The sequence below is a fragment of the Planctopirus limnophila DSM 3776 genome (genome assembly GCF_000092105.1).
GTDB classification, from domain to species: Bacteria; Planctomycetota; Planctomycetia; order Planctomycetales; family Planctomycetaceae; genus Planctopirus; species Planctopirus limnophila.
The window spans coordinates 3175005-3188911 of sequence record NC_014148.1 but is presented as its reverse complement, the minus strand read 5'-3'; the positions used below and the strand labels follow the sequence as shown (position 1 = coordinate 3188911).

At 54.2% G+C, this 13907-nt stretch carries 9 protein-coding genes; 5 read left to right on the top strand and 4 right to left on the bottom strand.

Annotated elements, in window-relative coordinates; genetic code table 11:
* Positions 1 to 4: 4 nt before the first annotated feature.
* Both PLIM_RS12585 and cysS read right to left on the bottom strand, forming a co-directional pair.
* A complete protein-coding gene (locus PLIM_RS12585) occupies positions 5 to 847 on the bottom strand; it encodes a DUF4058 family protein (RefSeq protein ID WP_013110700.1) in 843 nt (280 codons plus the stop codon).
* 39 nt (positions 848 to 886) lie between these two features.
* Positions 887 to 2440 (bottom strand): cysteine--tRNA ligase, encoded by a 1554-nt coding sequence (cysS, locus tag PLIM_RS12580; protein ID WP_013110699.1) that lies wholly within the window; start codon positions 2438 to 2440, stop codon positions 887 to 889.
* Between the two features lie 305 nt (positions 2441 to 2745).
* Here cysS and PLIM_RS12575 point away from each other — a divergent pair, with 305 nt between their 5' ends.
* Positions 2746 to 3702: a polyprenyl synthetase family protein gene (locus tag PLIM_RS12575; protein WP_013110698.1), complete on the top strand. Its 957-nt coding sequence runs from the start codon at positions 2746 to 2748 to the stop codon at positions 3700 to 3702.
* Between the two features lie 225 nt (positions 3703 to 3927).
* Positions 3928 to 5820: a 1-deoxy-D-xylulose-5-phosphate synthase gene (dxs, locus tag PLIM_RS12570; protein WP_013110697.1), complete on the top strand. Its 1893-nt coding sequence runs from the start codon at positions 3928 to 3930 to the stop codon at positions 5818 to 5820.
* A gap of 386 nt (positions 5821 to 6206) precedes the next feature.
* Here dxs and PLIM_RS12565 read toward each other — a convergent pair whose 3' ends face one another.
* Positions 6207 to 6926 (bottom strand): DUF502 domain-containing protein, encoded by a 720-nt coding sequence (locus PLIM_RS12565; RefSeq protein ID WP_013110696.1) that lies wholly within the window; start codon positions 6924 to 6926, stop codon positions 6207 to 6209.
* A 379-nt stretch (positions 6927 to 7305) separates the two neighbouring features.
* Positions 7306 to 7728, bottom strand: coding sequence for a tetratricopeptide repeat protein (locus tag PLIM_RS12560; RefSeq protein WP_013110695.1), 423 nt, complete (start codon positions 7726 to 7728; stop codon positions 7306 to 7308).
* A gap of 798 nt (positions 7729 to 8526) precedes the next feature.
* On the opposite strand from PLIM_RS12560, the gene PLIM_RS12555 reads away from it, so the two are divergent.
* The 3 genes from PLIM_RS12555 (at position 8527) to PLIM_RS12545 (ending at position 13827) form a co-directional block, all read left to right on the top strand.
* Positions 8527 to 9840, top strand: a complete 1314-nt coding sequence (locus tag PLIM_RS12555; RefSeq protein WP_013110694.1) for an MraY family glycosyltransferase — start codon at positions 8527 to 8529, stop codon at positions 9838 to 9840.
* A complete protein-coding gene (locus PLIM_RS12550) occupies positions 9841 to 12525 on the top strand; it encodes an O-antigen ligase family protein (protein WP_013110693.1) in 2685 nt (894 codons plus the stop codon).
* A gap of 150 nt (positions 12526 to 12675) precedes the next feature.
* Positions 12676 to 13827 carry a DUF1573 domain-containing protein gene (locus tag PLIM_RS12545; RefSeq protein ID WP_013110692.1) on the top strand — a complete coding sequence of 384 codons (1152 nt, stop codon included), beginning with the start codon at positions 12676 to 12678 and terminating at the stop codon, positions 13825 to 13827.
* The last annotated feature ends 80 nt before the right edge of the window (positions 13828 to 13907 follow it).

Sequence of the window (13907 nt, the reverse complement as noted above, 5' to 3'; positions counted from 1 at the left end):
GCCGCTACCTGGCTTTCTGATCGGCATCGCTGGGTGATCGGTAGATACCGGCAGCGGTCAGGCGGTTCATGACCCAGGTATTTTCTTCGGCACTATAGGAAGGCAAAGGTGCTCGTTCGTAATCGCTCGTGGAATAGGCGGCTTTTTCGAAGGCTTCACTGACAAGTGGCTGGATCTCGAGCGCTACGTCTTGATCCGTCGGACGAAGTGGAATGGCAATTGTCGGGAGAGGTTCGGACAGTTTGACCTCGTAGCATTCCGCTTCGTCGGGAAGTTCAGCTCGTACGACGATGATGCGATAGGGGTTGCGGCAAACTTGTGGAACAAAATCCTCGTCAGGAAACATCGTCCATTCACCTGCACGCACGAGGTCGATCTCGACCAGGTTCACACCAGCATCAAGCAGTTCTTCCTGCCTCTCATGAAAAACAAGCCTTCGGCGTGTATTGGACTTATACTCTGGGCAGATGAATTCGATGGTTGTAATGAGACGGTCGGTCGGTCGTTCAATGACCGAAATTCGTCGAAAGAGGTTCTTGGGTTGAAAATTAACTACATGGGGTTTGGCTGTTGAAAGGCGAATATCAGCAGTCTGAGTGACTGAAGAGTTGGTTGCAAATTCACTCTCAGTAATCTGTACATTCGGATGATAAACAGCCGATGCTGCTATGCGGCCAGTCACTTCATCTTCAGGAAGAGTCAGTTGAACTTGCTCTTCGAGCCGGGCCCGCAGGTCGTGTGGGAGCTTGGTTTGAAGCTGGTCTCTCGTATAGGTGCAAAGACTGGTGTGGGCATCACTCCACGATGATTCGAGGAGTGGATCCATTCCTGGAAAAATACTTTTCATGTTGTTCTCCCAGTTGCCTGAGAACTGGCGGTCCGTCGATCAAGCTTTTTTCCAGAGGGTGCCGTCGGGACGATCCTCCAGTATGAGCTTCAGTTCAGTCAGCTTGTTGCGAATGAGGTCGGCCACAGCAAAATTTTTGGATTTTCGAGCATCGGCACGAATCTGAATGATGAGCTGCATGAGACCATCGAGCAGGCCGTCGTCTGCGGAGGATTCCTTTGCACGTGGTTCGCGGAAGACGCCCAGCAGCAGGCCGAGTTCACGCACGAGAGTCATGGCGTCGGTCAGTAACTGCAGATCAGCGGCTGAACCAGCCCCTGTTTCGAGCTTCTTTTCAGAGATAAAGCCATTGATGACACGTCGCATTTCAAAAAGGAGACCGACGGCACCACCTGTGTTGAAATCGTCGTCCATCGCATCGAGGTAGCGATCTTTCAGCCCGTTGAGTTCAGTCGCGAAGGCTTGCTGATCAGGAGTCTCGGCCGTGATGGGTTTTGAGTCACTTCGTTTTGCTGCGGGGATGAGCGAGTAGAAGTTCTTCTTCGTTAATCGTTCGTAAAGTTCGAACAGTCGGAAAAAGCCCTCGAGGCTCTTGCCGGTTTCGGCAATGCGTTCGAGGCTGAAATCGATGGGACTGCGGTAGTGGGTGGCCAAGAGGAAGAAGCGAACGGTCTCCGGGTGATGGTGGGCAAAGACGGCTGTTTTGACAGATTCTGCCCCTTGTGAGCCTGCGAGTTTACCGGCGATCTGGGATTCAGCGTCCCCTTTTTTGTCGTGTTGGCCGCCGACTTTGCCGGCCTGGCCGCTGGCCTGCATGAGGCCGTTGTGCATCCAGTAGCGGGCGAAGGGATGGCCCGTGCAGCTTTCACTCTGGGCGAGTTCGTTCTCGTGGTGCGGGAACATCAGATCGAGCCCGCCGCCGTGGATGTCGATCGAATCTCCCAGAATCTTCTTGCTCATGGCGGAGCATTCAATGTGCCAGCCGGGCCGACCTTTTCCCCAGGGGCTGTCCCAGGCGGGTTCACCAGGTTTGGAGCCTTTCCACAGGGCAAAGTCGGCAGGGGATTCTTTCCCACCCATCGATTCGGCCCGTGTGCCAGTGAGCATTTCTTCGAGACTGCGGCGGCTCAACTTGCCGTAATCTTCGTCTTTGGTGCAGCGGAAGTAGACATCGCCGTTGAGCGGGTAGGCGTAACCCTTTTCGACCAGTTTGCCGATCATGTCGAGCATGTCGCCAATGTGGTCTGTGGCGTAAGGGAAGTGATCGATGGAGTCGACGCCCATGAGCTTCAAATTATCGAAATAGTCGTCGGTCATCTGTTTGGCGAGGGCTTCGACAGTCATTCCCTTTTCGTTGGCTTTGTTGATGAGCTTGTCGTCGACATCGGTAATGTTGACGACGAAGGTGACGTCATAGCCGGAGTAGGCGAGGTAGCGCTTGACGGTGTCAAAGATGACGGGGCCGACCATGTGGCCGATGTGAGCGGGCTTATAGACAGTGGGGCCGCAGAGGTACATTTTGACCTTGCCGGGCTCGACGGTCTGAAAAGTTTCCTTTTGGCGAGAAAGTGTGCTGTAGACGCGGAGAGGCATCGCATCAATCCGTGATGAATGGAGGGGTTGGCGTAATCCGTAAAGCCAGAAATCGTGGCTGCTTCGGTAGAATAGCAGCCCGGGGACTGCGCGCGAACAGCAGCCGCCTAGCGAAGCGGGCTTTGGTTGACGGGTTTCTTGGGATTCTGAGGAAAAACTGGAAACTTAGAGGCTTTCGGATCGCGGAAATTTGCTGTAGTTTGTGATGATCAATGGACATGTAGGTTTCTTTTCAGCACGCTTTGATTGGAAAACCTGCTATTCACCAGCTTAACTTAGAAGTTCCAGTACCGCAGGGATGCGATATGTCGGCTGCTCATGTTCCTGCATCGCGATCACCCGTGGCCACGAATTTGTCCAGTGGCGCGGTTGAGTTCACTCAGCATTTGAGGGAATTGCAGAAGCAGATCGAAATGGCCATGGACACTGCCCTGAGTGCGACGCCTGACGTTACCCGATTCGTTCCACCGTCGCTGTTTGAATCGATGAGATACAGTGCCCTGGGGGGAGGAAAGCGGCTAAGGCCGGTTCTGGTATTGCTGGCGAGCGAAGCTTGCGGAGCCGATCCGCTGCAGGCGATGCCCGCTGCAGTTGCGCTGGAGATGATACATTGTTATTCGCTGATCCATGACGATTTGCCGGCCATGGACGATGATGATCTGCGTCGCGGACGGCCCACGAATCATATCGTTTATGGTGAAGCGACAGCGATTCTGGCGGGTGATGGCCTGCTGACGAGGGCATTTGAAGTCCTGGCGACGGAGATTTCGAACAAAGAACTGGCATTGGCCTGTGTGGCGGATCTGGCATCAGCCGCAGGTTGGTGCGGCATGGTGGGTGGACAGGCGGCTGATCTGGCTGCCGAGACGACACCCGTGACCACTCTGGCCGAACTGGAGCAGATTCATCATCGCAAGACCGGGCGATTGCTGGCATGTGCCTTGACGATGGGTGGCCGGTTGGGTGGAGCTTCGGTCCAGCAACTGGAATCGCTGGCCCGTTATGGGTTTGCCATTGGCTTGGCGTTTCAGATTGCTGATGACCTGCTGGATGTCGAAGGTTCATCGGAAAAGCTGGGGAAGCAGACGCAAAAGGATGCTCAGGCCGGGAAGGCGACTTACCCTGGTTTTCTGGGTGTCGAAGCCAGCCGTGAGCGAGCGGCAGATCTGGTGAAGCAGGCCTGTCGAGAACTGGAAGTATTCGGGCCACGAGGCCAGTGGTTGAGCGATCTGGCACTGTACATTATTGAACGTGATCACTAAGTCTGTCGGCAAGACGGAAGGGATTTCGGGGCAAAGTCGAGGCGCCGTTGAGAAGGTTAATCGGGAGAGTCTGGCTGCGGTCTAAGAATGAGTTTGTCGAAGCGAAAGCTGCTCCGGGATGCTCTCAGCCTGGTTTTCAACATGAATTGCGAATGGAATCGAGTTAATTTCTTGAAAGATTTTACTCTTTCGAGAGCCACGAACTGACTGGTCAGGAACACGATCATGCAGATGGAACATCTTCCGAGGATTACTTCTCCCAAGGATTTGGAGAAATTGAATCCTTCTCAGTTGATTCAGCTGGCCGATGAAATTCGGGAGGCGCTCTGCGGGGTGGTTTCGGATCGAACGGCTCACTTTGCCAGCAATCTGGGTGTGGTCGAGTTGTGCCTGGCACTCCATCTGGAGTTTGATTTTTCCCGCGATCGATTGATCTGGGATACGGGACATCAGATCTATCCTCACAAGTTGATCACCGGTCGGTTTGCCTCTTTCCCGACAATCCGGCAGCGTGGCGGGCTGATGGGTTTTCCTAACCCTCAGGAAAGCGACTACGACCTGTTTATGACAGGCCATGCCGGTGCAAGTGTCTCGACTGTCCTCGGATTAAAGGCGGGTGATGACCTGGCGGGTGAAGATCGCAAGTCGGTCGCAGTGATTGGTGACGGAGCACTCCCTTCGGGTGTGGTCTTCGAAGCCATGAACAACGCGGCAGAGCTTAAGAAAGACATGCTGGTCATTCTGAATGACAACAAAATGGGGATCTGTCCGCGCGTGGGAGGCCTGGCTCAATATCTGGATAAAGCCCGCAGTGCGCCGATGTACGATGGGCTGAAGCGGGATATTACGCGGTTCTTGAAGTCTGTTCCTGTCGTTGGTGAAAGTGCGAAGCAGACACTTTCACAGATCAAGGATGCCGTCAAAGGGATGCTGCACGGCGGTATGCTCTTCGAAGAGATGGGCTTCAAATACATTGGCCCGATTGACGGTCATGATCTGCCGACACTCCGGAAGTATCTGGCCATGGTCAAGAAGATGAAGGGGCCAGTGCTCCTGCATGTGTTTACCAACAAGGGACATGGCTTCCGTCCGGCTTGTGATGATCCGGTGACGTTCCATGCACCACCTCCGTTCCAGAGGGATGCGTATGGACAGATCGTCCAGATGAAATCGACATCGAGCCGGGCGTATACGAATGCCGTCAGCGATGCGCTGTACAAATCGATGGAGAAAGATTCCCGGGTTTGTGTGCTGACAGCGGCAATGTGTGAAGGAAATAAACTGAGCCGCATTCGGCAGGATTTCCCTGACCGATTCTTTGATACCGGGATTTGTGAAGCTCATACCGTGGCGTTTGCGGGAGGGATGGCAAAAGCTGGAATGCGGCCTGTGGTCGATATCTACAGTACGTTCCTGCAACGGGCGTTTGACCATATTTTTCAGGAAGTCTGTCTGCAGAATCTGCCTGTAGTATTTGCGATGGATCGCGCGGGGATTGCAGGACCGGATGGGCCGACGCATCACGGGGTGTACGACATATCGTATACGCGCATTTTCCCGCACATGATCTGTATGGCTCCTGGTGATGAAAGCGATGTCGCGCCGATGATGGATCTTGCGCTGTCGCTCGATCGACCTGTCGCGATCCGCTATCCGAAAGCCAACGTCGAGACGATTCCCCGCACGATGACTCCTGTCGAGTTAGGGAAGGCGGAGGTTATTAGTGAAGGACAGGATGGGACGCTGGTGGCCTATGGTTCGTTGCTGACCAGTTGTGTGAAAGCAGCTGAGATTCTGCGTGAAGAACATGGCCTCGATGTCGGGATTATCAATGCCCGCTTTGCCAAACCTCTCGATGAAGAATGCCTTCTGGGGGTGCTGGAGCAGGGCTTTGTGATCACGATTGAAGAGCATGTTCTGGCCGGTGGATTTGGTTCTGCGGTTCTGGAGGCGGCATCCCAACGAGGTGTCTCTTGTGATCGACTGAAAATTCTCGCTCTGCCAGACCGATTCGTGGAACATGGTGAACGCGACGAGCTGCTGGCCGAGTGTGGTTTGAGTGTGTCTGGGATTGTTGCGACGGCACTGGAGATGGCTGGGAGAGAAGTGGAGATCTGATTTTCCACTGGAACTGCTGATCCGCTGTTTCAGAGTGTGCTGGTGTGTGCAGTTACTGCAGGCCAGTCAGCAGGGTCGCCAAGCTGCGGGGCCAGCCTCGTGTCATCAAGTCACCAGAGCGTGGTGAGCCAAGTTTTCAAAGCCCGATAAAGGCCAGAGAGTTGAGCACGCCACAAGATTTCCGTTGGTCTGCGGCCAGCCCCAGAATGATGTCGAGCTTGATTGAGGGCGGGAAGATGGCGAGGACGGTCTGAATCCAGACACCGATTCAACTCAGTCAAGAAGGCATTTTTACTGCTTTCTGGCAATAATCAATAGGCATGATCCGGTGTGTCCCGGGTGATGAATGTGCTGAACCGGTTTTCTATCGCGAGAACCTCTGCGCTTCATGATTTTTCAAGTGGGGCAGCAGGCTCTGGCCCCGTGGGAGAAGCGGGTTTGCTGAGGCTTTTGGGGGCTGTGACTCCCATGGAGACGTAAATGCCAACGAGGTCTTCGAGGCTGCAATTGGCGGGTTTGACCCAAGCCTGTTTGACGCAGAGCAAAGCTCCGCCAAAGGGGACAGGGGCTGTGGGCAAAATGACGATGTGGTAGGCTTCGCCTCCAAAATGAACGAGTTCGGAAGTGGGCATCAGTGCCGGAGTTCCGATATCACTGCCATCTCCAAAAAAGCACATGACGGGCGTCATGGATTGGAGTGAATCTTTTTTTCGATCGAACAGACTGGTGACATGTTTCGAGGCATCGTAGATCGTTCCAAGGGCCGGTATACGTCGCAACCCTTGATCCAGCATGCGTTGCCAGCCTCCACCCATGCCATTTTCCACGAGTGCTCCCATGCCATAAATGGCGAGGACCACTCCGAGGATGCCAATCAGGTAAGCCGTGGTTTCGCAAGCCACGAGGGGCATGCCAATGGACATGAGGGCTTTGCCGAAAGGGCTGAGAGGCCCAAACAGGTCGTGGATTAACCTCACGACCCAGACCAGAACAGCCAATGTTAACGCCAGAGGCAGGAGACCAATTAACCCTGTGACAAAAGTGATGCCCACACGTTCCGGATAAGTGCGGGAAGTTTGTGCTGTGGGTGCGGGGCTATTGGCCATGTGGATCAACTCTTGATTGGCTATGAACACGAGACAAGACGAATTCTCTCGCAGAATGTGTTTTCGCTATTCTGGTCTGAGTTCGCGTGTGGCTGCAATCGCGTGGGGCCTTAATACGTTTCCCAGAAGTTACCAGCGACTTGTTGGTTGCGAAAACATGCTTGCCCAGTATTTACTCAAGGCAGGCTGCAAGCATGGCACCCATCTGCAATCGGGTGGAGCCTCAGAATGTGGTGCTGACGCGATAAGGTGTGGTCATGAATGCACAAAGCCCGGCATCTTTTTTGATGCCGGGCTTTGAATGATGCGTGTGATGGGAATTGACTCGCGAGGTGAATCTTTGAAGTTGTTCCCTCGATGTGCGATTCAGGGAGCTCTCTTATCGCTGGATTTGCCGGACTTGATTGCCCAGGACGGCCGTAAAGATCGGCTGCATGACGACCTGCACGATCACTCCCGGCTGGCCTTGAGAAGCATCTTCAGTCTGGCTGGCGACCAGAGCTTCATTCGCCAGCGAATCCTGGCCGGTGGAGGCGTAGCATTTCGAAAGACTGGCCCAGGCCCGGCGATTCATGGGGGCAGGGAACAGGTCGGCAGCTTTCTTCAGGGGCTCAATCGCTTCGTCGAACTGGCTGAGACCTGTGAGAGCTTCGCCTCGCAGCAACTGCTCGATGGCATTGAAAGGGCCGGCATCGTCGATTCGATTGAGTTCGGAAAGAGCTGCCTGTGGCAGTTCAAGTTCCAGATATCCCTCAGCAGCGGCCAGTCGTTTGACGACTTTGTATGAAATCTCGTGATTCATGATCAGCCCCTTCACTTTCGAGGATGCCTGGCACTTTCAAGGATGTCTGGTGACAAGTGTCGCCTGGTGGTGCGATGTTCGCAAAAGTGTCGAATCACACCAATTCAATCAATTATGTTGCAAGTTATGTGCCCTGAATTCGAAATCGGCAAAGCCATGATCTTTATGCCGATTCTCATCAGGAATTCTCGTTAAAAGTGGCATGGCTGTTACGTCAGTCTCGTCGATGGGCTGTCCAGTGGGTGAGATGACCTGTGTCCTGTTTGGCAGGCTTGCTGTCAAAATGACAACCCTTTGGATTTGTGTCGAAACCTGAGGCGGAGCTGACAGTTTCCAGAGCATGGAAAATCAGGGGTGATCCCTGAGTTTCCGGCAGCAGAAGTTTCATTCGACTGAAGTCATCGTGAAAACCGGCAGTCCGCCATAATGCAAAACAAGAACCTCATGGACTGTAAGTATCTGATTTGACGCGGATGCATGATTCCAGGTTCACTTGTCGTTCCTGCTGGAAGCATTCGATGCTGCTCATGCAGTCGTCTCTATAAGAATTACTACGAGAAAGGCGAAAGCTTTCGGGGAGAAATGACTGTCTCTGCCAACGTTTTTTCGAGTTTTTCTGCAACAGCGAAAAGGGGCCATGAGTCTCAGAATAGAACAACCTCAAGGCACGCCATCGAGGCCGGTCGGCAGGAGTTCAAGGAGCCACTTTGACCGCATGGTGGGCCTGTCTGTGAGTTGCACACTTGCGGGGGAGTGTCGCGATGCGGGAGAATAATCTGTTATCGTGTCGATCACTCAATGGAGATTGCCGGGCCAGTGCATGGACTCACTGGTGTGGTGACTCTCACGTCGCAAAGTGCCCTTCGCATGTTGCTGTTTGTCTGTGCCTGTGTACTTCCCTCATTCTGGGTTTCATTCGCGGCCGTCGGTGCGATGCGCTGGATTGCTCCCCAGCTGGGTCTGATCGATAAGCCTGCTGCTCGCAAAGTTCATTTAGTTCCCAAGCCCATGGGGGGCGGGATTGGTCTGTGGTGTGGTGTGCTGATTCCACTGACCGGAGCATTGCTGATTGTCTTTTTTGCACCGGAACTGTTGCCCGTCAAAATTCCCGGGAAGACGATCTCGGCTGATGGCAGTGTGCTGTACCGTCTGCCTCAGCTATTGGCTGTGACTCTGGGAGCGTTGGCCATGGGCCTGGTGGGGTTGGCTGATGATTTTCGTCCTTTGCCATGGCAGCCCAGGCTCTTTCTGCAATTTCTGATTTCCGCCATTGTGGTGGCTTGTGGAGTGCGGGCGACTTTTTTCGTCGAGAGTTTCTGGCTGGGGGCGATTGCCAGTGTGTTGTGGTTTGTGGTGCTCGTGAACTCGATCAACTTTCTGGACAACATGGATGGGCTGGCGGGTGGGATTGGCTTCATCGTTTCGGGTGTGTTTGCCTGTATGATGCTTTCGAGAGCTGATGATCCCCGTTGGATGGTCGGAGGCTATTTTCTGCTGTTGTGCGGCTCGCTGCTGGGTTTTTTGTGCCACAACTGGTCACCAGCCCGCATTTTTATGGGAGATGCCGGTAGCTATTTTCTGGGCTTTTCGCTGGCGAGCATGACGATCCTGGGGACGTTCTACACTGTAGAAGATGGCCGGACGCATACGATTCTGGCACCACTTTGCGTGCTGGCTGTGCCACTTTACGATCTGCTGTCGGTAATCAGTATTCGTTTGAAGGAAGGGCGCAGTCCTTTTCAGCCGGACAAGAAGCACTTTTCGCATCGACTTGTGGCGCTGGGGCTGAAACCTGTCCATGCCGTACTGACGGTGCATCTTGCGACATTGACGACGGGGCTGGCTGGTCTTTTGCTGTGCTCGGTCGATTCATGGGGTGCGGCGCTATTATGCCTGGGGATTGTGGTTTGCATTCTCGCGATGATTGCCATTCTTGAATCGGCACCAAGGCCTGCGATCGCTGGTTCATCCTTGGGAACAATCCCTGTGGTGGCGATGTCGGCGTCTGCTGGGCCTGCACAAAGCGTGACTGAAGTTTCAGCGAGTGGCCGCGAATTGAATGCGCACGCTTCGGATCGGACTTCGACCGATGTTTCGGCAAGGAACTGGTAAATGCCTTCTTTGCGAACGATGGCGTTTTCGATCCAGAGTCTGTTGTTCGGGGAGCAGGCGATTCCTGTTCGCTCAGATCTGGAAAAGGGGCGTCCTCCGGGATGGTTGTGGATGTCTGCGAGAGGAAAGAAACCTGTTGTTGAAACCCGGCGGGCTGGAACTTCGACAGGTCAGCGAATGGTGCAGGATGCGGGTGGGCTGGCTGAGCCTTCGCGATCGCAAGAGCGCGTGGCGGGTTGGCTGGTCGTGCTGCTCGCCAGTCTTTTTTTTGCGAGGTTCTGGACACCTCCTGAAGCCGCAGTGATGGGGGAATCCCTCTGGCTGGCGATTCTGTCGATGGCCACATCGGCGCTGCTGCTGATCCTGTTGCCTAAAACAGAGCTTGCTTCGCGTGCCTGGCGTTCAGGGTTTGTCTGGGGATTGCTGCTGCTGACTGCTGGTCAGGTGGCTGGGACAATTCACGTCTGGCTGGCTCAGGGAGATCGACGAGCGGCTGCCAATCTGCTGATTGAGTTTTTTTCTCTGGCCATGGGAGCCTGCGTGCTGTGGCGTCTGGCACCTCGATTGCCGGAACGACCGGGCCACGTGATCAGCCTGAGTGCGATCTGGCCGTTTGTGATCACGACATTACTGTCAATGTCTGTACTGGGGCTGTATCAGCATGAGATTGGCCTGCCTGCGATCTCCGGTCGATATATCAAAGCGATACAGGAACTGGATCGACTGGAGGGTCTGCAGGAGCGATCCGCAGAAGATGAGTCAAAGATTTCACAGCTCAGGCAAAAGCTGGAAAGCGATGGCATCCCGACAGAACTGCATGCTCGCAGAGCGTTCTTTCAACGATTGACCAGCAGTGAACCTTATGGCTTTTGCGCTTTGGCGAATACATTTGCGGCTATCCTACTGGTTCTGCTGGTATTGAGTCTGTTTGCCTGGCCAGAGGTGACTCAGCAGCGCACGATGTGGTCCTGGCCAGATCTTTCCCGCCCGTTCACCTGGATTCTGCTGTCGGCATGGCTATTGGGAGGCTGGACCTTGCTGCTGACGAAATCCCGTACGGCAGTGCTGGCACTGGCTGTCACGATGCTGCTGCTGGCTGTGCGGCCACTTGTCAGCCAGTGGAAAGCTGTGGGCGAGCTGCGTGTTTCGTCAAGATCGTGGTTGTGGATCTTCGGTGCTGGAACAGGATCCATGCTTCTGCTGGTCGGCCTGGTGGTCTGGAGAGGCGGGCTGGATCTGGAGGTGATCACAGAAGCCCCGAAATCACTGCGATATCGGCTGGAATACTGGGTCGCGACATTGCAGATGCTGGCAGATCACCCCTGGTTGGGTGTGGGCCCCGGAAACTTTCGCAGCGTTTATTTGTCGTACAAACTCCCGAGTTCGAGCGAAGAGATCGCTGACCCTCATAACATGGTTCTTGAAGCGTGGAGTTCGGGAGGAGTTTTGTCGCTCGCGGGGTTGCTGGTGCTCGCGGGAACTGGGTTATTCGCTTTGGGGAAAGGGTTATTGAACTCGTCGCCAGTGGTGAATGATCAAACTTCGTCGGAAAGACTTTTCATTCAGTATTCTCGAGCTATCCACCTTCCTTCAAATTGGCCACTGTGGGCTGGTGCTGGCAGTCTGGCGATTGCCTGGTGGGGCCGGTTTCTGCTGGATGGGGTCTTTGACGATGCGCTCATTGTGTTTGGTGTCTTCTGGACTGGGCTGTATCTGATCATCGACCGGTGGCGATTGAACTCATCGATGAAGTCAGAGACGGCCGATGAATCGCCTGCTGCCCCGCAGGAATTGAGGGCCGATCGGGATGCTCGTGGCTTCGCTCACAGTTGGGGAGATCTGGCATTTCCAGCTGCGGCGTTCGCTCTGGGAGTGAATCTCCTGGCGGCTGGTGGGTTTGGCATGGCGGCCATCCTGGGATTATGGCTGCTGTTGATTACTTTATCGACATGGCCGGTAGGTGCCGTTGTTACACAGATGAGAGAACCCGGAGAATTTCAGGCTGTCAAAGCTGGTTTCGGCGAGGCTCTGATCTCGTCGATTTTCAGGTGGGGAAGTCGATTACTCCCCGGGGCGATGGTGCTGGTGATGGTCCTTTCGATCTGGGGAGCATGGCCAGTCTGGATGGTCTCACAGGGGCGCATCCAGATGTCAGCTCGACCAGCCTCGACGCGAGGTGCTGCCATACGGGAAATGGTGAAATTGGCTGAATTGGATGAGTGGTCTCCCAGCCTGGCCGAGACGGCTGGCATGGCGTGGTTTTCGAATGCCGAAAGTTCGACGGATTGGGCGAACGGTGAAAAATGGATGAAATCTGCCAGTCAACGCGATTTTCACAGTTACCGGCCTCATGAGCAGTTGGCGCGTGCCTATTTTGAAAGAGCTGTGAGCAGTCCTGCTGAGCGACAAAATTTTGCCGAGAAGGCTGTGGAATCTTTTGAGGAAGCGAATCGCAGATATCGCAGTTCGAGTCGACTTCTGGCTGGGGCTGCGGAAGCGTTGGCATTGGCAGGGAAGCGAAAAGAGGCCTCAATTGAAGCGAATCTGGCTTTGAAGCAGAATGAATTGAATCGGCAATTGGGCCACTCGGATCGTGTGCTTCCTGAAGAAGTTGTCGAGCGACTCAAGCGACTGCAAGCAGAAAAGCTGGATGAAGATCCTTTGAACAATGGGCGAGTCCAGTGACTCTCTCCAGCATTTCCGATTAGACTGTCGTATATCGCTGCGGAAGCGTGTTGAAATTGCCTGCTGAGCTGGGCGGTTCTACAGAAGATATTCTGCAAACGAAACTTATGACGAGATCAACACAGGCCCGGATTGCTGGAGAGGATCGCTATGAAGCCTGCTGCCATGGCTGTTTGTGCATTTTTGACGGTGATGACGTTAGCAGCGATTGCGTTTTTCGGCCGTGGAACTGCGACGTTACCGGTCAACGTGGCTCAGCCTGTGCCAGAAACTGAAATTGGCCCTAAAGTGGCCAAAGAAGGGCCACAGCCCAAAGCGGTGATTCCTGAAGTGGAGTACGACTTCGGGAAAATGGAAATGGGCGACGAAGGATCGCATGTCTTTATCATTAAAAATGAAGGCGAAGCACCGCTGGAGATCCTGGCCCGTAAGGAAGAAACCACCTGCAGTTGCACCGTGGGGAATGTGGCGGGTGATGGTAAGCTGGCACCCGGTCAGCAGACGGAAGTCACTTTGAACTGGAAGATCAAGCTCGCAAATCCCAGCTTCCGGCATCATGCGGTCATTCGTACTAATGATCCTGGTAATCGCCGAATCGAACTGACGGTGGTCGGGAAAGTGGAAAACGGCCTGCAGCTCAAACCCGAAGGGGAATGGGCGATGGGGCAATTGAAAATTGGAGCACCATCGGAAGCGACGGGTTCGATCTACAGCCCGCTGTTCGACAAGTTCGAAATTACGGAAGTCAAAACGGATCTTCCCACCACACAGATCACCTGGGTGCCTCTGACTGAAGAACAATTGGGCGAACGCGGTGCGAAATCTGGTTATCTGCTGAAGGCGACTGTTTCCGGTGATGTCCCGGTCGGCAGCTATTCTGACCGGGTCGTTTTACAGACCAGTCTGGAAAAGCATAAGGAAGTCAGCTTTACCATCAAGGCGACTCGCCCCGGGCCGATCGATGTCATAGGACGGGGCTGGGCCAATGAATCGACCGCTCTGATCTTAGGCGATTTTCCGGCCAAAGACGGGAAGACGGCCGAGTTGTCGCTCTTTGTGAGGGAATTGGAAGGGGATCTGGAGCTTAAAAGCTACGAGACCGCTCACAATGCGGTGGAAGTCGCCTTGCGAAAGGACGACAAGTACATGGGCAAAGGGGTGCAGCGATACTTTCTGACAGTCAAGGTTTTGCCTGGTCTCCCTGCCGACCGGCAGTTCAAGAAATCCGAGAAAGTGATTCTCAAGTTGAATCATCCACTCATCCCGGAGTACAAGTTCTTTGTCAGCTATCTATCGCTGTAATTGACAGTTGATATTGGATTGTCGAGAACTGCACAGGCACTGCCACCAGGGGTGTTTCAAGGTCGAAAATTTTGTGCAAT

Excerpts from the sequence above, each read along its gene's own strand:
- PLIM_RS12545 (WP_013110692.1), top strand. The coding sequence starts at position 12,676 with ATGAAGCCTGCTGCCATGGCTGTTTGTGCATTTTTGACGGTGATGACG.
- dxs (WP_013110697.1), top strand. The coding sequence starts at position 3,928 with ATGCAGATGGAACATCTTCCGAGGATTACTTCTCCCAAGGATTTGGAG.
- PLIM_RS12550 (WP_013110693.1), top strand. The coding sequence starts at position 9,841 with ATGCCTTCTTTGCGAACGATGGCGTTTTCGATCCAGAGTCTGTTGTTC.
- cysS (WP_013110699.1), bottom strand. The coding sequence starts at position 2,440 with ATGCCTCTCCGCGTCTACAGCACACTTTCTCGCCAAAAGGAAACTTTT.
- PLIM_RS12565 (WP_013110696.1), bottom strand. The coding sequence starts at position 6,926 with ATGGCCAATAGCCCCGCACCCACAGCACAAACTTCCCGCACTTATCCG.
- PLIM_RS12585 (WP_013110700.1), bottom strand. The coding sequence starts at position 847 with ATGAAAAGTATTTTTCCAGGAATGGATCCACTCCTCGAATCATCGTGG.
- PLIM_RS12575 (WP_013110698.1), top strand. The coding sequence starts at position 2,746 with ATGTCGGCTGCTCATGTTCCTGCATCGCGATCACCCGTGGCCACGAAT.
- PLIM_RS12560 (WP_013110695.1), bottom strand. The coding sequence starts at position 7,728 with ATGAATCACGAGATTTCATACAAAGTCGTCAAACGACTGGCCGCTGCT.
- PLIM_RS12555 (WP_013110694.1), top strand. The coding sequence starts at position 8,527 with ATGGAGATTGCCGGGCCAGTGCATGGACTCACTGGTGTGGTGACTCTC.